This is a genomic window from Nonomuraea sp. NPDC049028 (genome assembly GCF_043197735.1).
GTDB lineage: Bacteria > Actinomycetota > Actinomycetes > Streptosporangiales > Streptosporangiaceae > Nonomuraea.
The window spans coordinates 439,039-460,401 of record NZ_JBICTR010000007.1 but is presented as its reverse complement, the minus strand read 5'-3'; the positions used below and the strand labels follow the sequence as shown (position 1 = coordinate 460,401).

The 21,363-nt window shown below is 68.7% G+C and carries 24 protein-coding genes; 3 read left to right on the top strand and 21 right to left on the bottom strand.

What is annotated here, in order from left to right; genetic code table 11:
- Window positions 1-32 precede the first annotated feature (32 nt).
- From nuoK to ACGFJ2_RS29320, 14 genes are all read right to left on the bottom strand, one after another.
- A complete protein-coding gene (gene nuoK / locus ACGFJ2_RS29385) occupies window positions 33-329 on the bottom strand; it encodes an NADH-quinone oxidoreductase subunit NuoK (protein WP_214640635.1) in 297 nt (98 codons plus the stop codon).
- A complete protein-coding gene (locus ACGFJ2_RS29380) occupies window positions 326-1,099 on the bottom strand; it encodes an NADH-quinone oxidoreductase subunit J (RefSeq protein ID WP_357954691.1) in 774 nt (257 codons plus the stop codon). The genes nuoK and ACGFJ2_RS29380 overlap by 4 nt, the downstream gene beginning before the upstream one ends.
- Window positions 1,092-1,607: an NADH-quinone oxidoreductase subunit NuoI gene (gene nuoI, locus ACGFJ2_RS29375; RefSeq protein WP_357654965.1), complete on the bottom strand. Its 516-nt coding sequence runs from the start codon at window positions 1,605-1,607 to the stop codon at window positions 1,092-1,094. The genes ACGFJ2_RS29380 and nuoI overlap by 8 nt, the downstream gene beginning before the upstream one ends.
- On the bottom strand, window positions 1,594-2,949 hold the full coding sequence (nuoH, locus tag ACGFJ2_RS29370) for an NADH-quinone oxidoreductase subunit NuoH (RefSeq protein ID WP_357954689.1): 1,356 nt from the start codon (window positions 2,947-2,949) through the stop codon (window positions 1,594-1,596). Before nuoH ends, nuoI begins: the two co-directional genes overlap by 14 nt.
- Window positions 2,946-5,333, bottom strand: a complete 2,388-nt coding sequence (locus ACGFJ2_RS29365; protein ID WP_393473578.1) for an NADH-quinone oxidoreductase subunit G — start codon at window positions 5,331-5,333, stop codon at window positions 2,946-2,948. The genes nuoH and ACGFJ2_RS29365 overlap by 4 nt, the downstream gene beginning before the upstream one ends.
- Window positions 5,330-6,619, bottom strand: a complete 1,290-nt coding sequence (gene nuoF, locus ACGFJ2_RS29360; RefSeq protein WP_219529170.1) for an NADH-quinone oxidoreductase subunit NuoF — start codon at window positions 6,617-6,619, stop codon at window positions 5,330-5,332. The genes ACGFJ2_RS29365 and nuoF overlap by 4 nt, the downstream gene beginning before the upstream one ends.
- Window positions 6,616-7,272: an NADH-quinone oxidoreductase subunit NuoE gene (gene nuoE / locus ACGFJ2_RS29355; RefSeq protein ID WP_357954685.1), complete on the bottom strand. Its 657-nt coding sequence runs from the start codon at window positions 7,270-7,272 to the stop codon at window positions 6,616-6,618. Before nuoE ends, nuoF begins: the two co-directional genes overlap by 4 nt.
- Window positions 7,269-8,594 (bottom strand): NADH-quinone oxidoreductase subunit D, encoded by a 1,326-nt coding sequence (locus ACGFJ2_RS29350; RefSeq protein WP_357954683.1) that lies wholly within the window; start codon window positions 8,592-8,594, stop codon window positions 7,269-7,271. Before ACGFJ2_RS29350 ends, nuoE begins: the two co-directional genes overlap by 4 nt.
- 43 nt (window positions 8,595-8,637) lie before the next feature.
- Window positions 8,638-9,333, bottom strand: a complete 696-nt coding sequence (locus ACGFJ2_RS29345) for an NADH-quinone oxidoreductase subunit C (protein ID WP_393473573.1) — start codon at window positions 9,331-9,333, stop codon at window positions 8,638-8,640.
- Entirely contained in the window at window positions 9,330-9,881 is a 552-nt protein-coding gene (locus ACGFJ2_RS29340; protein WP_219529166.1) for an NADH-quinone oxidoreductase subunit B family protein, read from the bottom strand. The genes ACGFJ2_RS29345 and ACGFJ2_RS29340 overlap by 4 nt, the downstream gene beginning before the upstream one ends.
- Before the next feature lie 2 nt (window positions 9,882-9,883).
- Entirely contained in the window at window positions 9,884-10,279 is a 396-nt protein-coding gene (locus tag ACGFJ2_RS29335) for an NADH-quinone oxidoreductase subunit A (RefSeq protein WP_214640645.1), read from the bottom strand.
- Window positions 10,280-10,346: 67 nt separating this feature from the next.
- A complete protein-coding gene (locus ACGFJ2_RS29330) occupies window positions 10,347-11,600 on the bottom strand; it encodes a geranylgeranyl reductase family protein (RefSeq protein ID WP_357954681.1) in 1,254 nt (417 codons plus the stop codon).
- Window positions 11,601-11,792: 192 nt separating this feature from the next.
- Complete coding sequence (locus ACGFJ2_RS29325; protein WP_357955000.1) at window positions 11,793-11,873, bottom strand: DUF397 domain-containing protein; 81 nt, start codon at window positions 11,871-11,873, stop codon at window positions 11,793-11,795.
- Window positions 11,874-12,208: 335 nt separating this feature from the next.
- The gene (locus ACGFJ2_RS29320; protein WP_357954679.1) at window positions 12,209-12,925 is read right to left on the bottom strand and encodes a demethylmenaquinone methyltransferase; all 717 of its coding nucleotides are present in this window, start codon (window positions 12,923-12,925) and stop codon (window positions 12,209-12,211) included.
- Window positions 12,926-13,002: 77 nt separating this feature from the next.
- Here ACGFJ2_RS29320 and ACGFJ2_RS29315 point away from each other — a divergent pair, with 77 nt between their 5' ends.
- Complete coding sequence (locus ACGFJ2_RS29315) at window positions 13,003-14,214, top strand: hypothetical protein (RefSeq protein ID WP_357954677.1); 1,212 nt, start codon at window positions 13,003-13,005, stop codon at window positions 14,212-14,214.
- On the opposite strand, the gene ACGFJ2_RS29310 is transcribed toward ACGFJ2_RS29315, so the two are convergent.
- Complete coding sequence (locus ACGFJ2_RS29310; protein WP_357954675.1) at window positions 14,211-14,429, bottom strand: DUF4229 domain-containing protein; 219 nt, start codon at window positions 14,427-14,429, stop codon at window positions 14,211-14,213. The two genes, ACGFJ2_RS29315 and ACGFJ2_RS29310, sit on opposite strands and share 4 nt — an antisense overlap.
- A 256-nt stretch (window positions 14,430-14,685) precedes the next feature.
- On the opposite strand from ACGFJ2_RS29310, the gene ACGFJ2_RS29305 reads away from it, so the two are divergent.
- The gene (locus tag ACGFJ2_RS29305) at window positions 14,686-14,904 is read left to right on the top strand and encodes a BldC family transcriptional regulator (RefSeq protein ID WP_225298932.1); all 219 of its coding nucleotides are present in this window, start codon (window positions 14,686-14,688) and stop codon (window positions 14,902-14,904) included.
- A 94-nt stretch (window positions 14,905-14,998) separates the two neighbouring features.
- Here the strand turns inward: ACGFJ2_RS29305 and ACGFJ2_RS29300 are convergent, their stop codons facing one another.
- Window positions 14,999-15,241: a hypothetical protein gene (locus ACGFJ2_RS29300; protein WP_225298934.1), complete on the bottom strand. Its 243-nt coding sequence runs from the start codon at window positions 15,239-15,241 to the stop codon at window positions 14,999-15,001.
- A 10-nt stretch (window positions 15,242-15,251) separates the two neighbouring features.
- Window positions 15,252-16,706, bottom strand: a complete 1,455-nt coding sequence (locus ACGFJ2_RS29295) for a hypothetical protein (RefSeq protein WP_393473567.1) — start codon at window positions 16,704-16,706, stop codon at window positions 15,252-15,254.
- Window positions 16,707-16,884: 178 nt separating this feature from the next.
- On the opposite strand from ACGFJ2_RS29295, the gene ACGFJ2_RS29290 reads away from it, so the two are divergent.
- Complete coding sequence (locus tag ACGFJ2_RS29290; protein ID WP_357954671.1) at window positions 16,885-17,190, top strand: PLDc N-terminal domain-containing protein; 306 nt, start codon at window positions 16,885-16,887, stop codon at window positions 17,188-17,190.
- A gap of 359 nt (window positions 17,191-17,549) precedes the next feature.
- Here the strand turns inward: ACGFJ2_RS29290 and ccsA are convergent, their stop codons facing one another.
- From ccsA to ACGFJ2_RS29270, 4 genes are read right to left on the bottom strand one after another with little or no spacing between them, the layout of a single operon-like run.
- On the bottom strand, window positions 17,550-18,524 hold the full coding sequence (ccsA, locus tag ACGFJ2_RS29285) for a cytochrome c biogenesis protein CcsA (RefSeq protein ID WP_357954669.1): 975 nt from the start codon (window positions 18,522-18,524) through the stop codon (window positions 17,550-17,552).
- A complete protein-coding gene (locus tag ACGFJ2_RS29280) occupies window positions 18,514-20,055 on the bottom strand; it encodes a cytochrome c biogenesis protein ResB (RefSeq protein WP_393473562.1) in 1,542 nt (513 codons plus the stop codon). Before ACGFJ2_RS29280 ends, ccsA begins: the two co-directional genes overlap by 11 nt.
- Window positions 20,055-20,777, bottom strand: coding sequence for a cytochrome c biogenesis CcdA family protein (locus ACGFJ2_RS29275; RefSeq protein ID WP_393473559.1), 723 nt, complete (start codon window positions 20,775-20,777; stop codon window positions 20,055-20,057). The genes ACGFJ2_RS29280 and ACGFJ2_RS29275 overlap by 1 nt, the downstream gene beginning before the upstream one ends.
- Window positions 20,770-21,348, bottom strand: coding sequence for a TlpA family protein disulfide reductase (locus ACGFJ2_RS29270; protein ID WP_393473556.1), 579 nt, complete (start codon window positions 21,346-21,348; stop codon window positions 20,770-20,772). Before ACGFJ2_RS29270 ends, ACGFJ2_RS29275 begins: the two co-directional genes overlap by 8 nt.
- Window positions 21,349-21,363 lie beyond the last annotated feature (15 nt).

The window sequence follows — 21,363 nt, the reverse complement described above, 5'->3', positions numbered from 1 at the left end:
ACGATCTCAGCAGGAGATTCCACCAGTCACCTCTAGTACTTCAGCAGGTTGGCGTCGTCTACCGACGCGGACCTGCGGGTTCGGAAGATCGTCACGATGATGGCCAGGCCGACCACGACCTCGGCCGCGGCCACCACCATCACGAAGAACGCGATGATCTGGCCCTCGAGGTTGCCGTTCTGCCTGGCGAAGGCGACGAACGCGAGGTTGCAGGCGTTGAGCATGAGCTCGACGCACATGAACACCACGATCGCGTTGCGCCGGATCAGCACGCCCATCGCGCCGATGGCGAACAGCAGGCCCGACAGGACGAGGTAATGAGTGGTCACTTGGACTCCTCCTCAGCCGACTCGACGGCGGCCCTGTGCTTGATGGCCTCGGCGAGCTTCGGATCCTCGGGCAGATGACCCTGCTCGACGTCGAACCGCGCGATGTAGCGGTTGACCGAGCTCTCCGCGACCGAGCCGTCGGGCAGCAGCGCCGGCATGTCGATGGCGTTGCTCCTGGCGTAGGTGCCGGGTCCGGGCAGCGGCGACGGGCGATCGCCGAGGAACCGGGCGCGGGACAGGTCCTTCTGCGAAGGCCGTACGGTCAGCCGCTCGCGGTGTGCCAGCACCATCGCACCGAGCGCGGCGGTGATCAGCAGCGCCGAGGTGATCTCGAAGGCGAAGACGTACTTCGTGAAGAGCAGCAGCGCCAGCGAGCGGATGTAACCGGCCTGCCCGATCGCCGAGGCCAGCCCGGCCTCCTTGGCGAAGACGGCGTTGCCGATGGCCAGGATGACGAGCGCGGCGAAGCCGACGGCGGCGATCGCGGCCCAGAAGCGCTGGCCCCGCAGCGTCTCCACCAGCGAGTCGGACGAGTCGACGCCGACCAGCATGAGCACGAACAGGAAGAGCATCATGACGGCGCCGGTGTAGACGATGATCTGCACCGCGGCCAGGAAGGGCGCGTCCTGCACGGCGTAGAGGACCGCGAGGCAGAGCATCACGGTGCCGAGCATCAGCGCCGAGTAGACGGCCTTCCGGTTGAACACCATGCCGAGTGCCGCACCGACGGATACGACGGCGAGCACCCAGAAGGTAATGGTCTCACCCATTGGTCCGTCCCAGCCGGTAGTAGTCCTCTTCGGTGTCCCCGAGCCGCATGGGGTGCGGAGGCTGCTCCATCCCCTGGGTCAGGGGCGCGAGAAGCATCTCCTTGGTGAAGATGAGGCTCTCGCGGTTGGTGTCGGCCAGCTCGTACTCGTTGGTCATCGTGAGGGCCCGGGTCGGGCACGCCTCGATGCACAGACCGCAGAGAATGCACCGCAGATAGTTGATCTGGTAGGTGCGGCCGTAACGCTCACCCGGCGAGAAGCGCTCCGCGTCGGTGTTGTCGGCACCTTCCACGTAGATGGCGTCGGCCGGGCACGCCCAGGCGCACAACTCGCAGCCGACGCACTTCTCCAGCCCGTCAGGCCAGCGGTTGAGCTGGTGCCGCCCGTGGAAGCGAGGCGCCGTAGGCCTCTTCTCCTCCGGGTAGTTCACCGTGACGGGCTTCTTGAACATCGTGTGGAAGGTGACCCCGAAGCCCTTGACGGGGTTCAGCCAATCAGTTAGTCCCACTGGGAATCTCCTTGTGCTGCACCCCGTGGTAGTGCGGCAGGTCGAGCGGCGGCACAGGGAAGCCACCGGCCGTTGGCTCGTTGGACAGCTCCTCGAACTCCGCCTCGACCTCCGCCTTCTTCGCTTCCTTGCGGCGCTGGTTCACGGTGTCGAACCGGGCCCAGATGGCGAGCGCGCCGACGATGACGACCACCGCGACCACCATGACGGGTGCCAGGCTGCCCTGGAAGCCGGCTTCGCCGTTCTTGACGTACATGACGGTCCGGATCGTGGCGACCAGCATGATCCACGCCAGGTTGACCGGGATGAGAACCTTCCACCCCAGCGACATGAGCTGGTCGTAGCGGACGCGCGGCAGCGAGGCCCGCACCCACACCACGAAGCAGAAGACCAGCACGAACTTGACGAAGAACCACAGCAGCGGCCACCAGCCCTCGTTCGCGCCGGCCCAGAACCACGTGATCGGGAACGGTGCCCGCCAGCCGCCGAGGAACAGCGTGATGGCCATCGCCGAGGCGACGAAGGTGTGCAGGTATTCGCCCATCATGATCAGCGCGAACTTCAGCGACGAGGAGTACTCGGTCTGGAAGCCGCCGACCAGCTCGCCCTCGCCCTCGGGCAGGTCGAACGGGATACGCGCGGCCTCACCGAAGGCGCAGAACACGTAGATCAGGAACGACGGCAGCAGCAGGACGACGTACCAGGAGGGCATCGACATGCCCCACAGCTCGCCGCCGGTCGCCTGCGACTTGACGATCTCCGACGTCGACAGCGTCCCCGCGAACAGGAACACGCCGACGAACGACAGGCCCATCGCGATCTCGTACGAGACCACCTGCGCCGCCGACCGGAGCCCGCCCAGCAGCGCGTACGGCGAGCGCGACGACCAGCCGGCCAGCACCACGCCGTAGACCGAGATGGCACCCATGGCCAGCATGAACAGCACGGCCACCGGCAGGTCGACCAGCTGCAGCGGCGTCCGCACGCCGAACAGGTTGACCATCGGCCCGAACGGGGTGATCGAGAAGGCCAGGAAGGCCGGGATCACCATGATGACCGGGGCCATCAGGTAGAGCAGCTTGTCGACGGTCCGCGGGAAGAGGTCTTCCTTCAGGCCCATCTTGATGCCGTCGGCCACCGACTGGAGCAGGCCGAACTTGCCCGCCCGGTTGGGGCCGAAGCGGTTCTGCATCCTGGAGATCAGCTTCCGTTCGAACCAGACGCCGAACAGGATGCAGAGCATCAGGAAGGCGAACAGCATCACTGCCTTGATGATGGTGATCCAGAGCGGATCCTTGCCGAAATCGGCAAGAGTCGGATCAGTCAGGAGAACAGGGATCATGAGGCGCTCCCGATCGTGACGATGTCGCCGGCCGCCGCGCCGAGATCGCGCGTGACCGAGCAGCCGCCGGAGTTCGCCGGCACCCAGACCACCCGGTCCGGCAGGTCGGCGACGCGCACCGGCAACGTGACCGCGTTGGGTCCTTGACCGCCGACGACCAGCTTGTCGCCGTCGACGACGCCGATCTCCGCTGCGGTGGCCTCCGAGACCAGCGCTTCGGCCGGCCGGGCGGTGCCCGCGAGGTACGGCTCGCCGTCCTGCAGGCGGCCGTCGTCGAGCAGCAGGTGCCAGCTGGCCAGCAGCGCCTCGCCGGTCCGCGGCGCGAGCTGCGAGCGGGTGGCGGTGCTGGGGGCGGCGACGCGGGTGCCGCGCCAGGAGCCCATCGCGCTCAGCTCGCGGCGGGCGGCCGCGGCGTCGGGCAGGCCCAGGTGGACGTCCATCCGGTCGGCCAGGTTGCTGATCACGGCCAGGTCGCTCTGCAGGCCGGGCACCCTGAGCGGGGCCCCGAACGAGCGGCCCCTGCCTTCCCAGTTGACGAACGTGCCGCCCTTCTCCTGCACGGCGGCGACCGGCAGGACCACGTCGGCCCGGTCGGTGACCGCACTGGCGCGGATCTCCAGGCTGACGATGAACGGGGTGTTCTCCAGCGCGGCCAGCGCCGCGGCGGGATCGGCCAGGTCGTAGGGGTCGACACCGGCCACGACCAGCGCGTCGAGCTTGCCCTCCAGCGCCGCGAGGAGCATGCCCGTGGTGTCGCGTCCCGGCGCGTCGGGCAGCGAGCCGACGTTCCACGCCCTGGCGACCTCGGCCCTGGCGCTCTCGTCGCCGACCGGGCGGCCGATGGGCAGCAGGTTCGGCAGCGCGCCCGCCTCGATCGCGCCCCGCTCGCCGGCCCTGCGCGGAACCCAGGCGAGCTTGGCGCCCGACGCGGTGCTGAGGCGTACGAGGGCGGACAGGGCACCCGGAACAGTGGCCAGCCGCTCACCGGCGAGCACGATCGTGCCCTCGGCCAGCGAGCCGACCAGCTCGCCGATCGCGTCGGCCTCCGCGCCCGGCGCGGTGCGGATGAGCGTGCCGCCCATCTTGGCCAGGCCGTTGGTGGCGAACGGAGCGATCGCCGTGACCTTCAGGCCCTTCTTCATCCACGCCTTGCGCAGGCGCAGGAAGACGATCGGCGACTCGTCCTCGGGCTCGAACCCGACGAGCAGCACGGCAGGGGCGCTCTCGAGGTCACTGTAGGAGACCTCGATGCCCCTGCCGGCCACGGCGTGGGCCAGGAACTGCGCCTCCTCGGCGGAGTGCGGCCTGGCGCGGAAATCGATGTCGTTGCTGCCGAGGGCGACCCGGGCGAACTTGGCGTAGGCGTAGGCGTCCTCGACGGTGACCCGGCCGCCCACCAGCACCCCGGCCCTGCCGCGCGCGGCGGCCAGGCCGCGGGCCGCGACGCTGAGCGCCTCGGGCCACGAGGCGGGTTCGAGCACGCCGTCCTCGTTGCGTACCAGCGGCGTCTTGAGCCGATCGGGCTGCGTGGCGTAGGAGAACGCCCAGCGGCCCTTGTCGCAGTTCCATTCCTCGTTGACCTGCGGGTCGTTGCCGGCCAGGCGGCGGGTGACCCGGCCGCGCCGGTGGTCGGTGCGCAGGCTGCAGCCGGAGGCGCAGTGCTCGCACGCGCTCGGCGTGGAGACCAGGTCGAACGGCCTGGCCCGGAACCGGTAGGCGGCGCCGGTCAGCGCGCCGACCGGGCAGATCTGCACCGTGTTGCCGGAGAAGTAGGAGTCGAACGGCTTGCCGTCGGCGACACCCACCTGCTCCTTGGCCCCGCGCTCGAAGAAGTCGATGAACGGGTCGCCGGCGATCTGGTCGGAGAAGCGGATGCAGCGGGCGCACTGGACGCAGCGCTCACGGTCGAGCAGGACCTGCGAGGACAGCGGCAGCGGCTTGGGGAAGGTCCGCTTCTGCTCCTGGAACCTGGACTCGCCCTGGCCGTTGGACATCGCCTGGTTCTGCAGGGGGCACTCGCCGCCCTTGTCGCAGACCGGGCAGTCCAGCGGGTGGTTCATGAGCAGCAGCTCCATCGCCCCGCGCTGCGCCTTCTCGGCGACCGGCGAGGTGAGCTGGGTCTGCACCACCATGCCCTCGGCGACCTCGATCGCGCAGGACGGCTGCGGCTTGGGGAAGCCGCGGCCGTTGCCGGCGTCGGGGATGTCGACCAGGCACTGGCGGCAGTTGGCCGCCGGGTCGAGCAGCGGGTGGTCGCAGAAGCGCGGGATCTGGATGCCCAGCAGCTCTGCCGCCCTGATGATCAGGGTGCCCTTCGGGACGCTGACCTGGAACCCGTCGATGCTCAGGGTCACCAGGCTGGTCTCTACGGCGGTTGTTGTCACTGGTCACCCCAGAGAGTGGACTTCTTCGCGTCGAACGGGCAGCCGCCGACCTCGAAGTGCTTGAGGTACTCGTCGCGGAAGTACTTCACCGAGGAGTGGATCGGGCTCGTCGCGCCGTCACCGAGCGCGCAGAACGAGCGGCCCAGGATGTTGTCCGCGATGTCGGTGATCGTGGACAGGTCCTCCTCGGTGCCCTGGCCCTTCTCCAGGCGCTTGAGCACCTGCTTGAGCCAGTAGGTGCCCTCGCGGCACGGCGTGCACTTGCCGCACGACTCGTGGGCGTAGAACTCCGTCCAGCGCAGCACCGTACGGACCACGCAGGTCGTCTCGTCGAAGATCTGCAACGCGCGGGTGCCGAGCATGGAGCCCTTGGCGCCGACCGACTCGAAGTCGAGCGGCACGTCCAGGTGCTCGTCGGTGAAGATCGGGGTGGACGAGCCGCCCGGGGTCCAGAACTTGATCTCGTGGCCCTCGCGGATCCCGCCCGCCATGTCGAGCAGCTCGCGCAGCGTGATGCCGAGCGGCGCCTCGTACTGGCCGGGCCGGGTGACGTGGCCGCTCAGCGAGAAGATGCCGAAGCCCTTGGACTTCTCGGTGCCCATCCCGGCGAACCAGTCGGCCCCGTTGGTCACAATTGAGGGAACACTGGCCACAGACTCCACGTTGTTCACAACAGTAGGCGAGGCATACAGGCCCGCCACGGCCGGGAACGGGGGCTTGAGCCGCGGTTGACCTCTGAAGCCTTCGAGCGAGTCGAGCAGCGCCGTCTCCTCGCCACAGATGTACGCCCCGGCGCCGCTGTGCACGACGAGTTCGAGGTCGTAGCCGGAGCCGAGGATGTCGGTGCCGAGGTAGCCCTTCTCGTACGCCTCGCGCACGGCCGCGTGCAGCCGCCGGATGACGTGCAGCACCTCGCCCCGTACGTAGATGAAGGCGTGGTTGGCCCGGATCGCGTAGGCGGTGATGATGACGCCCTCGACCAGCGAGTGCGGGTTGGCCATCATCAGCGGGATGTCCTTGCAGGTGCCCGGCTCCGACTCGTCGGCGTTGACGACGAGATAGTGCGGCTTGCCGTCACCCTGGGGGATGAAGCCCCACTTCATGCCGGTCGGGAAGCCCGCGCCGCCGCGGCCGCGCAGGCCCGAGTCCTTGACGGCCTGGATGACCGCGTCGGGGTCCATCCCCAGCGCCTTCTTGGCCGCCTCATACTCGCCGTAGCCGGCGAGGGTGAAGGAGTTGGCCTGGTCCCAGTTCGCGGTCAGGACCGGGGTGAGAGTCGTGCTCATGCCTCTGGGGCCTTCCATCCGTTGGCCTTGGCGACCTTGAGGCCCTCCAGCGAGGGGCCCGCGGCCGACGGGCCGTCGCCCGCCAGGTCGTCGGGCAGGCCCGCGAGCACCCGCGAGGCCTCCTTGAAGGTGCAGAGCTTCTTCGGCCCCCTGGTCGGCCGGACGTCCTTGCCGTCGCGCAGGTCGTCGACGAGCTGCTTGGCCGACTCTGGCGTCTGGTTGTCGAAGAACTCCCAGTTGACCATCATGACCGGGGCGAAGTCGCAGGCCGCGTTGCACTCGAGGCGCTCGAGCGAGACCTTGCCGTCGGCGGTGGTCTCCTCGTGGCCGACGCCGGTGTGCTCCGACAGCTCTTCCCAGATCTGGTCGCCGCCCATGACGGCGCACAGCGCGTTGATGCAGACGCCGACGTGGTAGTCACCGGCCGGCTTGCGCTTGTACATGGTGTAGAACGTCGCGACGCCGACGACCTCGGCCTTGCTGAGGCCCAGCATCTCCGCGCAGAACTCCTGCCCGTCGTCGGAGACATGACCGTCTTCGGACTGCACGAGGTGGAGCAGCGGCAGCAGTGCCGACCGCGTCTTCGGATAGCGTCCGATGATCTCCTTGGCGTCTCGTTCGAGACGCTCTCGGACTTCCGGTGAGTAAGTCACCGGTCCACACCTCCCATGACGGGGTCGATAGATGCCACCGCGGCGATCACGTCCGCGACCTGGCCGCCCTCCGCCATGGCGGGGAAGCCCTGCAGGTTGCAGAAGGACGGCTCGCGGAAGTGGACGCGGTAGGGGCGGGTGCCGCCGTCGCTCACCACGTGCGCGCCGAGCTCGCCCTTGGGCGACTCGATCGAGGCGTACGCCTGCCCGGCCGGCACCCGGAATCCCTCGGTCACCAGCTTGAAGTGGTGGATGAGGGCTTCCATGGAGCTGCCCATGATGTGCGCGATGTGATCGGGCGAGTTGCCGAAGCCGTCGGGGCCCAGCGCGAGCTGCGCGGGCCAGCCGATCTTCTTGTCCTCGATCATCACGGGGTCGCCCTTGAGCGGCCCGGCGATGCGGTCGAGAGCCTGCTCGACGATCTTGAGCGACTCCTCCATCTCCCGCATCCGGACCAGGTAGCGGGAGAACACGTCACAGCCGCGCTCGGTCGCCACCTCGAAGTCGTAGGTCTCGTAGCCGCAGTAGGGCTGCGACTTGCGCAGGTCCCACGGCAGTCCGGCCGAGCGGAGGATCGGCCCGGTGATGCCCAGGGCCATGCAGCCGGTCAGGTCGAGGTAGCCCACGTCCTTGGTGCGGCGCAGATAGACCGGGTTCTCGTCGAGCAGCTTGCGGATGTCCTTGATCCGCTGTGGCATGATCTTGAGGAACTCGCCGATCTTGTCGACCGCACCCGCCGGCAGGTCCACGCTGACACCGCCGGGGCGGACGTAGGCGTGGTTCATGCGCAGCCCGGTGATGTACTCGAACAGGTCCATGATCAGCTCGCGGTCGCGGTAGCCGAACAGGAAGGGCGTGGTCGCGCCGAGCTCCATGCCGAACGTGCCCATCGCCACCAGGTGCGAGGAGATCCGGTTGAGCTCCATCATCATCACGCGGATGGCCTGCGCCCGGTCCGGGACGCGGTCCTCGATGCCAAGCAGCTTCTCGACGCCCAGGCAGTAGGCGGTCTCGTTGAAGATCGGCGAGAGGTAGTCCATGCGGGTGACGAACGTGGTGCCCTGCGTCCACGTCCGGTATTCGAGGTTCTTCTCGATGCCGGTGTGCAGGTAGCCGATGACGCCACGCGCCTCGGTGACCGTCTCACCGTCGAGGGTCAGGACCAGCCTCAGCACGCCGTGCGTGGACGGGTGCTGCGGGCCCATGTTGATGACCAGCCGCTCGTCGTCGGACTCACGGACGCCGCTGACGACCTCGTCCCAGTCCGCGCCGGTGACCGAGTAGACCTTGCCCTCGGTCGCCTCGTCATATCCGGTGCTCACGAGTGAACCTCACTTAGTTCGTCTACGCCCAGCTCGATGACGCTCACGCGTACGACCTCCTCTGGTCGGGCGCGGGGATCGTGGCGCCGCGGTATTCGACCGGGATGCCGCCGAGCGGGTAGTCCTTGCGCTGCGGGTGACCTTCCCAGTCGTCCGGCATCATGATGCGGGTCAGGCCGGGGTGGCCGTCGAAGACGATCCCGAAGAAGTCGTACGCCTCGCGCTCGTGCCAATCGTGGCCCGGGAAGACGCCGACGGTCGAGGGGATGTGCGGGTCCTCGTCGGGGGCGCTCACCTCGACGCGGACGCGCCGGTTGTGGGTGATCGAGCAGAGGTGGATGACCGCGTGCAGCTCCTCACCCTTCAGGTGCGGGTAGTGCACCCCGGAGACGCCGAGCGAGAGCTCGAAGCGCAGGGCCGGTTCGTCACGGAGCTTCTGGCAGACCTCGACGAGCCGCTCCCGCTTCACGTGCAGGGTGAGCTCGCCCCGGTCCACGACCACGCGCTCGATGGCGTCGTCGAGGGCCAGCGTGTCGACCAGCTCGTCGAAGTAGCCGCCGTAGGGGCGGGACGTGGACAGCTGGGGGGCCCGCCGTACGACGAGACCGCCGTAGCCGGAGGTGTCACCCGAGTCGGTCGTGCCGAACATGCCGCGCCGGGCGACGGGCGGCTCCACGACCGCCGGAACCTCGGGGACCTCGGCGGAGGGGACCTCGGGGAGGTTGTCGGGCGAGGTCACTTCGCGGCCCCCTGGTCGATCAGCGGCAGCGTACGCAGCGCCTGCAGCTCGAGCTCGTCGATCTGCTTGGCGCGGTGGGCGCCGAACTTCATGTTCTGGATCTTGTCGTGCAGCTTCACGATCGCGTCGATCAGCATCTCCGGCCGCGGCGGGCAGCCGGGCAGGTAGATGTCGACCGGGACGATGTGGTCCACGCCCTGCACGATGGCGTAGTTGTTGAACATGCCGCCGCTTGAGGCGCACACGCCCATCGAGATGACCCACTTGGGCTCGGCCATCTGGTCGTAGATCTGCCGCAGGACGGGAGCCATCTTCTGCGACACGCGGCCGGCGACGATCATCAGGTCGGCCTGCCGGGGAGACGCCGAAGCGCGCTCCATGCCGAAGCGCGCCAGGTCGTAGTGGGGGCCGCCGGTGGCCATCAGCTCGATGGCGCAACAGGCGAGGCCGAATGTGGCCGGCCATACGGAGTTCTTGCGCGCCCAGCCGGCGGCCTGTTCGACCGTGCTGAGGATGAACCCGCTGGGGAGTTTCTCTTCAAGTCCCATTTCTAGTCCCAGTCCAGACCCTTGCGGCGCCACACGTACGCGTAGGCGACGAGCACGGTGACGATGAACAGCAGCATCTCGACAAGCGCGAACACCCCGAGGCCCGAGGAGAGCACGCTGCCCGCGTCGTTCTTCAGCGGCGCGAAGGAGACTGCCCAGGGGTAAAGGAAAATGATCTCGATGTCGAACACGATGAAGAGCATCGCGGTGATCATGTATTTCAGCGGGAACCGTCCGCCACCGACCGGCTGGGGCGTCGGCTCGATGCCGCATTCGTAGGCGTCAAGCTTGGCGCGGTTCCAGCGCTTGGGACCGGTGAAGGGAGCGATGGCGACCGAGAAGATCGCGAAGCCCCCCGCGAGAACGGCGAGCACCAGGATGGGCACGTAAAGGTCCATCGCTACGCCTCCTCTGGAGTCGCCACGCGCGCGGGCGCGCAGCCTGATCTATGGGTGAGTCTGAGGTTCATGCTGGTGGCGCGACCTTCGAGAGTGCATTGATGATCTTGTCCGACGCATCCCCTCGCCGGTCGGTGAGATTACCAAGGAGTTTGAGCGCGAAGCGCATCAGCCTCGGGTGTGGCAACCCATGCCGCGTTCCGAAGCTCATGACTCCCGGCTTCCCAATCGCCTGGACGAACCACCTGCCAAGCGTGAAATATCCGCCGTAGGCGTCCTTCAACACCTGAGGATAGGTGCGCAGGATGCGTTCCTGTTGCGCGGGGGTGGTCTGGCGCAGCGCCTTGACGATGGTCTCGGCGGCGATCTCGCCGGTCTCCATGGCGTAGGCGATGCCCTCGCCGTTGAACGGGTTGATCGCGCCGCCGGAGTCACCGACGAGGACGAGGCCGCGGGTGTAGTGAGGCTGGCGGTTGAAGGCCATCGGGAGCGCGGCGCCGCGGATCGGGCCCCGCATGTTCTCCTCGGTGAAGCCCCACTCGGCGGGCATCGCCTTGCACCACCGCTTGAGCAGGTCGCGGTAGTCGATGTTCTTGAACTGGTCGCTGGTGTTGAGCAGGCCCAGTCCGACGTTCGCGGTGCCGTCGCCCACGCCGAACACCCAGCCGTAGCCGGGCAGCAGCGTGTTGTCGTCCCACAGCTCCAGCCACGTCTCCAGGTAGTCGTCGTCGTGACGCGGGCTCTCGAAGTAGGTGCGTACGGCCACGCCCATCGGGCGGTCCTCACGCTTGTGGAGTCCCATCCCCAGGGCCAGCCGGGTGCTGTTGCCGTCGGCGGCCACCACCAGACGGCTGCGGTAGGTCGGCCCGTCCTTGGTCGTCACTCCGACCACGTGCCCGCTGCGGTCGTCGAGGACAGGCCCGGTGACGTTCACGCCTTCCATCAGCCGCGCCCCGGCCTTGACGGCGTTGGCGGCGACGATCTGGTCGAAGTCCTTGCGCGTGCGCACGAGGCCGAAGTCGGGGAAGCGCTCCAGCTGCGGCCAGTCGAGCTCGAAGCGGTGCCCGCCCCCCACGACCCGCAGGCCCTTGTTCCTGATCCAGCCGGGCGCGTCAATGTCGACGCCCATGTTGAGCAGCTGCTTGACCGCTCGGGGGGTCAGGCCGTCGCCGCAGACCTTCTCCCGGGGGAACCTGGTCTTCTCCAGGAGCAGCACGTCGAGGCCGGCCTGAGCGAGGTAAAAAGCGGTTGCGGAACCGGCGGGACCGGCGCCGACGACGATGACATCGGCGTCAGCCTGTGTGGCTGGTGGCTCGGTCACTGGACTGTCCTGTCCTACACGCTCGAAGGCCTCGGGGTGTGGCGCCTTCGTTCCTTTGTGAACCCCTTCACAAACTTGTCGGCCCGCAGTCTAACCCTTTTCTTGGACAAAGTGGCAGTCGGGGGCCGGTCTTCGCACAAACGAAAGCCCTCCGTCCGAGACGAAGGGCCCTGCGTCGTCGCCACGAGGAGATCAGACCGCGAACTCGCGGCGGCGCACACCCTCGATGAAGGCGCGCCACTCATCGGGCGTGAAGCAGAGCATCGGGCCCACCGGGCAGACTCCTTCGTAGCGTCACGGTTATATCCGAGCCTATCGCGAGAAATGTGACGCGGGTTACAGCAGTGCGGTCACGCTCCGTAAGCAAAACGCTACACCAGTACGGCCGGGAATTAGTCGAGAACCATCCTCGCCCAGCGCCGCGTTGCCGAACCCGCCGTAGGTCGGCCCGCCCTCACGGATAATTCCCGCGATAAACGATATCTCCGGACACGGAACCCCGACCGGATCGCGGACTTGACGGCGTGAATGGCATCTCGCCTAATCGAGCAGCGCGGAACGGGGTTACGCGCCGCACAGAACGGGCTATCGAGCAGCACTGAACGGGCTTACGCGGGCTTGAATCCCCGGTGGATCGCGACGATCCCCATGGTGAGATTGCGCCAGGCGACCCGCTGCCAGCCGGCCTCCTGGATGGTGCGCGCGAGTGTCGGCTGGTCGGGCCAGTCCCGGATCGACTCGGCCAGATAGGCATAGGAGTCGTCATTGGACCCGAAGACCGTGGCCACTCGCGGCAGCAGCTTCATCAGATATTCGCGGTAGACCAGATCGAAGGCGTTGACCTTCACGTGCGAGAACTCCAGGATCACCAGCCGCCCGCCCGGCCGCGTCACGCGCAGCATCTCCCGCAGCGCCTGCGAGGTGTCGTGCACGTTACGCAGCGCCACCGAGATCGTCACGGCGTCGAAGGCGTCGTCGGCGAACGGCAGCCGCAGCGCGTCACCCGCGATGAACGGGACTCCGTCACCGCTCAGCGCGTTGCCGCCGTGCCGGCGCACGCCCGTGCGCAGCATGCCGAGGGAGAAGTCGGAGGCGATCGCGCGGGCGCCCAGCGTGGTGAACGCGTCGGTGGAGGTGCCGGTGCCCGCCCCCAGGTCGAGCACGATCTCGCCGGGCCCGGCGTCGACGGCGGCGGCCACCGCCTTGCGCCAGAAGCGCACCTGTCCCAGGGAGATCACATCGTTGACCAAGTCGTAGCGCCGGGCCGTGCGATCGAACATCGCGGCGACCTGATCCGGCTGCTTGTCCAGCTGAGCACGCGTCATGGCCCAAGCCTATGACCATCGCGACAATCAACAGAAAGTAGCCGCGTGATTACCCAATGTCTGCTAGAAGTTTGCGAATGCTGGTACGTGTCGCCCTTGCGGCGATCCTCGCGACGACCCCGGTCGCTCATTCGCGCGTCGTCTCGGCCGACCCGGTCGACACCACTCCGCACGTGCTCGACGGGATCGTCAACTCCATCACCCTGGTCGGCGGCACGGTCGTCGTCGGCGGCTCGTTCAGCGAGGTCGCCGACGCCTCACGGACCCACACCTACACCCGGGACAACGTCTTCGCCTACAGCCTCGCGACGGGGCACATCCTGCGTTACTTCGCGCCGCAGGTCGGCGGGCCCGTCTACAGCCTGGCCCCCGGCGACGGCGGCACGGTCTACGTAGGCGGCGACTTCCCCGCGGTCAACGGGACGCCGACCAGGGCGCTGGCCAGGCTCAACCTCTTCGATGGCTCGGCCGTACGGGACTTCAGGCCCGGCGTCTCCGGCGGGATGGTGACCACGCTGGCCAGGCGTGGCGCGCAGCTCTACGCGGGCGGCGACTTCACCAGGCCGCGCGCGGCGCTGGCCAGGCTCGACGCGACGACCGGCGCGACCGACCCGGCGTTCGCGATCACGCCGGGGGCGCCGCTGACGCCGACGCTGCGGGTCTACGCACTGGCCCTGACCGCCGAACGGCTCGCGGTCGACGGCAACTTCACCACGCTGGACGGGCTGTCGAGGCCGCAGCTGGGGCTGATCGACGTACGCGGCGGCGGCGCCAAGGTGGCCGACTGGCGTACCGAGGCGTACGTCCCCACCTGCATGGACGCCTTCCCCTCCTACGTACGCGGCCTGGACTTCGCGCCCGACGGCAGCTACTTCGCCGTCGTCACCACCGGCGGACCGGTGCGCGGGAAGCGGCTGTGCGACAGCACGGCCAGGTTCGAGACGTACAGCAGGGGCGAGCGGATCACGCCCACCTGGGTCAACAAGACCGGCGGAGACTCACTCTACGCAGTGGCGGTGACCGGCGCGGCGGTCTACGTCGGCGGCCACCAGCGATGGCTGAACAATCCGCTGGGCCACGACTCGGCCGGGCCTGGAGCGGTGCCCCGCGAGGGCATCGCCGCCATTCATCCAGTCACCGGAATGGCGCTGACTTGGAATCCTGGCAGGGAGCGCGGGATCGGGGTCAAGGCATTTCTGGCGTACAGCGGCGGACTACTCGTTGGTAGCGACACAACGAGACTCGGACGGGAGTACCATGCCCGGATTGGCATGTTCCCCCTGCCCTAGTCGCTCTGCGGCTTGGGCCGGTCGATCTTGTCGCTGATGCGAGTGCTAAGAGCGTCACGCTGCTTCGAGAGCAAGACGTAGCTGGCGATGCCGCTGATCAAGAAAGACACGATGATCAGTAGCATCGGGTTTTGCAGGCCAAGCAGTCGCAGGACGCCGAGTGTCACGACAAACAGGCCGATCCGCGACGCGGTGTATACGAGAACGGGATGCACAGATCGAGGTTACTCGCCCTGTGTGACACGGTCGCTCTTCGCATCGGGCGCCAGCACTGCTAGTGTCCCAGTTAGGGTGTTTCGTAAAGAAACACCCACGAGAGCCCCAAAGAGGCTCTATCATATAACAATCGGGCAGTCAGCTGATAACAACCCGTGATCTTTGTCGAAAACCACGGATAAATCAGGCTTCGCTCGACACACTGGTTACCTGTCCGCCCGCTGGCAGGAAGCGGGATGCGAGGGGGAGAGATTGGTGGAGAGTAGCAGCGAGCGTCTGCTGACCCCAGGAGAGGTTGCCGCCCTCTTCCGGGTAGACCCAAAGACGGTTACACGCTGGGCCGCGGCAGGTCGCATCAGCAGTATCCGCACCCCCGGGGGGCATCGTCGGTTCCGCGAGTCGGAAGTGCATGCCCTTCTTCGAGGCGAGGACGTTCTAACGGCCGACAGGTCGGGCGAGTCCCCGCGTGTTTGACGTTCCATCAGACGGTGATCCTGCCCGCAGGGTCGCCGTCTCCCCCTGTCTGTAAACGTCATCAGCGGCCCCTCGACCTCTGACCCGGGCCGGCCTAGGCGTCTTCCTGCTCCGCCTTGAAGGCCAAGAACTCCTGCTCCAGGTCGTCGTTCTCGATCAGCCAGCGCTCCCGGCGATCCGCCGCCTCCTCCTCCGTCAGGGACTCCGGAAGCCACGTGTCGTAGTCGGGGTCGCCAGGTTCGAGTTCCACGTACGCGTTGCCGATGAGACGCCCGTCTTCGCTGGTCAGGCTCTGCGGCACGCGCAGGGTCCCGTCAGCGAGCCGGATGACGTACATGGCTCATCACCTAGATTCCGTAGCGCCGGTTGAAGAACAGCATGACGTTGAGCGCCGCGCGGGTGTCGCCGCCCAGCATGTCGACGAGGGCCGGTCGCTGGCGCGAGGCGATCGCGGCGAACGCGTCGGCGAAGAACTCCTTGCGCCCCAGCCCGTCCCCCTGGCGGTGGAACGCGGAGACCAGGAGCGGCGTGATGTCCTCGTACAGCTTCGCGAATTCCCGCGAATCGGAAACCCAATCGCCGTAAGCCGAGTCGACGTCGTCGATGGCGTGCCCGACCTCGTGCATCATCACGTCGGGCGTGGGTGAGGGGCGGTCACCCACCACGATCTTCCCGTCGCCGTAGGCTCCGGCGCAGATGTCCCATGAGGCCCGGCCGGACGGCAGGGGGGCGCCGCGCAGGTAGCCCATGTCGTCCAGATCCGGTACGCCGCCCGGGCCCACGTAGATGCCTTCGAGGCCCGCGGCGAGCTTCTCCTTCAGCAGGTCGGGCAGCATGGCCAGACTCTCGACGGCCCGCACCACCTCCGGCGACGGCGGCCCCTCCCGGGCGTCCCACTGACGGTGCAGGATGGTCTCCAGCTTCCCGCAGTGCCGCAGGCCGTCGCCGAGCGAGGGAGCGTCGGGGCGGTTGGGTCGCGCCCGGAGCACCACGTCGTCGAGCTCGAAGTCGTGCCACGTGTACTGGGGGCGGTCCACCACGGCGGCCGACAGCCGCTCCCCTGCCTCCCACCGCCGCGGCTCTCCGGCTTCGGCTGCATCCCAGCGCCGCGGTTCTCCGGCTTCAGCGGCCTCCCAACGCTGCGACTGCCCGGCTTCGGCGGCGTCCCACTGCCGGAACTCCTCCGCCTGCCGGAACCTCTCCTGTCGGTGGAACTCCTCCTGCTGGCGGAACTCTTCCTGCTGGCGGAAGTCCTCCTGTTGGCGGTGCCCCGCCCAGGACCACCCCTCGGAACCGTCTCCGCCGGCCTGGCGCTGCTCGCGACCCCGCCAACCGAACAGCGCGAAGCTCCCCTCACTCCCGATCGAGTCCCGCCCGGCGGGCTCCCGGCCCGGCCACATGCGTCCTGGCCAATCCCGATCGGCTCGCTTGCGCTCCACGTACTCGCGGTCCGACCGCTCGTGATCCGGCCGCTCGGACGCCAGGCGGTCGCGGCGCTTGGCCCCACCCTCGGAACCGGGCCACCCGCGCCTGTCCCCGCCGCGCTGGTCCCTGCCGGGCCATCCCTGCCGGTCCCCGCCGGCGCCGGGCCGCCACGGCCAGGACAGCCGCCCGGGGCGGTCTTCGCGGGCCCGGTCCGGCCGTCCGGCCGGGCTGGGCCTGCCGGGGGGCGCACTCCGGTCGTTCGTCCAGAAGGAGCGATCCGCGTCGGGGGGCGCCTCACTGCGGCGGGAGAAGAGATACGACCCGCGCCGCCACCAACGACCCCGCCGATGGCGGCCCTTGTCGTTAGAAAAGGCCATCGCACCCCTCAACGCCGTGAGACGCCCGCGCGCATGGCACCCGGCCGCCCCGAACGGCGGTCCCAGCGGGCGGACGCCGCTGAATCGAGTCCACCGTACGACGTAGGTCTCGCTGGAGTCACCTGAAATGGGACAACGGGAAAACACGATCACGACGCGAATGGCTTACAGTTCGGACATGGTAGGTGTCGTTATCGGCTTGGCGCTGCTGGCCTTCTGGCTCTACTCGTTGTTCGACGTCATCACCACGCCGGAGGAAGAGGTAAGGAACGTACCAAAACCGCTCTGGGTGCTCGTCGTCGCGCTGGTTCCCCTGGTGGGCGGGGCCGTCTGGATGATCCGCGGCCGCCCCCAGAAGCCCCGCGAGACCTGGCCGGTCCCCCCGCGACCGGGCTCCCGCCGCCACTCGGCCCCCAAGGGCCCGGACGACGACCCCGAATTCCTCCGCGACCTCGACCGCCGCATGCGCGGCGACGACAGCTAGAGCGGCGTCCCCGACCGTCCGCTCTCCGTCGCCCATGACGGGGGCGTCCCTCCATGGGGCCCCTGCCACAACGCGGTACCCCTCCAAGCAACCCCAGCACCACGGACCAGCTACTTCCGCTCCCCGGACGGGGCAACCTCCAAGGGCCACGGACCGTCTTCTCCCCCTCCTCCGGAGGAGGCATCCCCCAGGGGCCCTAACCACGACGGACCGACTTCTTCCGCGCCCGAAGGGGCATCCCCACAGGGCCATCAGCCACAAGGGGCCGCCCGCTTCCCTGCCCCCGAAGGGGGTATCCCCTCAGGGACCCCAGCCACCACGGACCGTCACACGAAAGGAGACGGCCGTGGCACAGACGATCACCCCGACGACACATCCGCGTAGCTGTGCAGCCCCGAGATGAACATGTTGACTCCCACCAGGTTGAACAGCAGGCACCCGAACGCCAAGAGCTGCACGATCGTCGCCGCGCGCCCACGCCATCCCGCGGTGACCCGAGCGTGGAGGTAGGCGGCGTAAGCCACCCACGTGATGAAGGCCCAGACCTCCTTGGGGTCCCAGCCCCAGTAACGGCCCCAAGCCTTGTCGGCCCAGAGAGCACCGGCGATGACGGCGAAGGTCCACACCGGGAAGGCGAAGACGATCGCGCGGTGGGCCGCCCGCTCCAGGTCGGCCCGCGACGGCAGCCGTGACATCCCATCGCCGCGGATCAGGTAGAGGATGCCCGCCACACCGGCCACGATGAACAGGCCGCTCGCCAGGATCGCCGCCGTCACGTGGATGGCCACCCAGTACGAGTTGAGCGCCGGCACGACCGGACCCGCCGCCGTGTAGAGGACCTTGACCGCGAAGCCGAGCCCCAGTGCGGCCGTCACCATGACGAAGGCACCGAGGAAGCGGACGTTCTGCCGGAGCTGGGTGCCGAGGAAGGCGGTGACCGCGGCGAAGCAGATGGCCACCACGAACTCGTACATGTTGCCCCAGGGCCACCGGTCCACGGCTAGGCCCCGGGTGACGATGGCGGCCAGGTTCGCGGCCCAGCCGAGCCAGCCGAGCGTCATGGCCGCCCAGCCGGCCTTGCCCGCCCAGGCCGGCGGCTCGACGACTGTCTCCGGAACGACAGGGCCGTCCGAAGCGGCAGGGGCGTCTGAGGAGCCGCCCGCCGAGCCGACTCCGGCTCCCACGGGCTGCCTGGCGGGTACGGCGGCCGAGTCGGCCTTGGAGCGACCGAAGGCCAGCTCCAGCGCGAACCCGATCATGGCGGCCAGATAGAGCAGGACGGCGGCGACGACGAAGAGGTCGCTCACCCCGGCCAGTTGCTGCTCAGCGGGCATCCTTGCCTCCAGCTGATAGGACCTTGACGATGTCGGCGAACTCCTCGGTGAAGCCCGCCGCGGACCCTTCGGTACGGGTAAGACCGCCGACCTCGGCCACGCCGTCCTTGACCCGCACCCACACCCGGCGGCGGCGGATCATCAGCGACAGCGCGATGGCGACCACGGCCGTGCCCGCGGCGATCAGGGCGGGCAGCCGCCCGGGATCGTAGGCGATCTGGAGCGTCATCCACTCCTTGACCCCGGTGAACTCCAGCTTTCCCGCCCCCTTGGGCAGGGGGAGCGACCCCCCGACCGCGAGTGGTGCCTGGCCGGTGCCCATGACCAGCGGGGTGAGCTTGCGCATCACCTCGGGCGGCGCGAGCTCGTAGACGGACTGCGGCCGCCCGGAGCGTACGCCCAGGTCACCGGAGAAGGCCCCGAGGAGCTGGACCTGGGGGTTGAGCGCGCCGGGGAACAGAGAGGCCCCCGCGCCGTCACCCGTGGGCAGGAAGCGCAGCAGGAACCCGAGCTGCGACGGCTGGGCGTCGGGCACCTTGACCACGCAGCCCGAGGTGAGCGTGAGCTTGATCTCGATCAGGCAGGGGACGGGCCCTTCGAAGGCGACCTGCCCCTTGCCGTCGGTGACCTTGAACACGGGCGCGTAGCCGTGGCCGAGGAGGTAGGTCTGCGTGCCGTTGACCTCCAGCGGCTCGTTGACCTTGAGCGTGTAGTCGCGCATGGGCGCCCCGGGCGCGTCGTTGACCTTCATGTAGGCGGAGTAGTCGAGCTCCTGCCCCCTCTTGGGGCCCTCGACCTGGTAGGTGGTCTGGAAGTCCGTGAGCGTGAACGAGAACGGCTCCAGCGACTCCGCCGACACCTGATTGCCCGGGATGAACCGGTCGTAGGCGGCGACCGTGTTGGCGAAGCCGTCGCCCTCGACCACCAGCACGTTGCCGCGGTAGCCGTACAGGGAACCGAACCCGATCGCGACGAGCAGGGCGAGCAGGGATACGTGGAAGAGCAGGTTGCCCGTCTCGCGCAGGTAGCCCTTCTCCGCGGCCACCCAGCCGTCGCCGACCTCGACGCGGAAGCGGAGCCGGCGCAGCCGCCCGGCGGCCTCCTCGACCGTCAGCGGGTCGTCCAGCCGCGAGAAGTGCGGCAGGCGCGACAGGTTGCGCGGCGCGGCCGGTGGGCGGCGGCGCAACTCGCGCACGTAGGTGGCGGTGCGCGGCAGTACGCAGCCGATCAGCGAGGTGAACAGCAGCAGGTAGATCGCGGCGAACCAGGCCGAGGTGAAGACGTCGAACAGCTGGAAGCGGTCGTACCACTCGGCGAGCGTCGGGTCGTTCTGGAAGAGCGCCGCCACCTTGTCGGGATCGACGCCGCGCTGCGGCACCAGCGAGCCGGGCACGGACGCCAGCGCGAACAGGAACAGCAGGATCAGCGCCGTCTTCATCGAGGTGAGCGTGCGCCAGCCCCAGCGCAGCCAGCCCACGGGCCCCATGCCGGCGGGCCGTGCCCGCTCCTTCTCCAGCTCGTCGACGGTCATCAGATCACCGGCCTGAAGGCGCCGATCAGACCCTGCATGGTCGCGATCATCTCTCCCCAGAGGCCGGTCACCAGCAGGATGCCGACGGCCACCATCATGCCGCCGCCGATCCGGGTGATCAGCTGTGAGTGCTTGCGGATCGCGCGGAACGTACGCAGGGCCTTGCTGTAGGCGAGGGCGGCGGCCACGAAGGGCAGTCCGAGGCCCAGCGCGTACGCCACGGCGAGCAGCGCGCCACGCGAGGCGCTGCCCTCGTTCAGTCCGAGCGCGAGCACGACGGCCAGCGTGGGCCCGATGCACGGCGTCCAGCCCAGCCCGAACACCACGCCCAGCAGCGGCGCCCCGGCCAGTCCCGCCGCGGGCAGCTTGTGGATGCGTACGTCGCGCATCAGGCCGGGCAGCACGCCCAGGAAGGCCAGGCCCAGCAGGATCGTCAGCACGCCGAGCACCCGCGTGATCTTCTCCGCGTTGCCCAGCATGACCGCGCCGAGGCCGCCGAACAGCGCGCCGCTGAGCACGAACACCAGCGCGAAGCCGGCCACGAACAGCACCGTGCCGAGCACCAGCCGCCCCCGCTTGGGGTCCTCGCTCATGCCCGTCACGTACGACAGGTAGCCCGGTACGAGGGGCAGCACGCACGGCGACAGGAAGGACACCACCCCGGCCAGCACCGCGATGGGCACGGCCAGGAGCAGCGAGCCCGAGGCGACGACGTCATTCATCGCGCACCTTGGTCACCGCGTCCATCAGGTCGGTGTACTTGACCGCGCCCAGCGCCCTGGCGGCGATCCTGCCCTGGGCGTCGATGATCAGCGTGGACGGGATGGCCGCGGGCGGCACCGTGCCCTGGAAGCGCAGCGCGACCTGCCCCGGCTGGTCGAAGATGCTCGGGTAGCCGGTCTGCTCGGTGCGTTCGAACGCCTGCGCGTCGGCCTTGCGGTCCTTGAAGTCGACGCCGAGGAACTCCACGCGGCCCTTGGTCTTGGCGGCGACCTCCTTCAGCACCGGCGCCTCCGCCCGGCACGGGCCGCACCACGACGCCCAGAAGTTGAGCACCACGACCTTGCCCTTGTGGGCGGCGAGCGAGGCGGTCGCGCCGTCGAGGGTCTGCCCGCCGATCTCGGGGGCGGCCTGGCGGTCGGCGACGTCGAACACCTGCATCTTCCCGTCGCCCGCGACGAAACGGGTGTCGCCCGCCTGCGGCTGGCCTGACTGGTTGGCGCCCGCACAGCCCGCGAGGCCGCCCGCGACCAGGACGGCCGAAAGGACGAGGGAGATGGATTTGGCGCGCACGGAGGAAGATCTCCT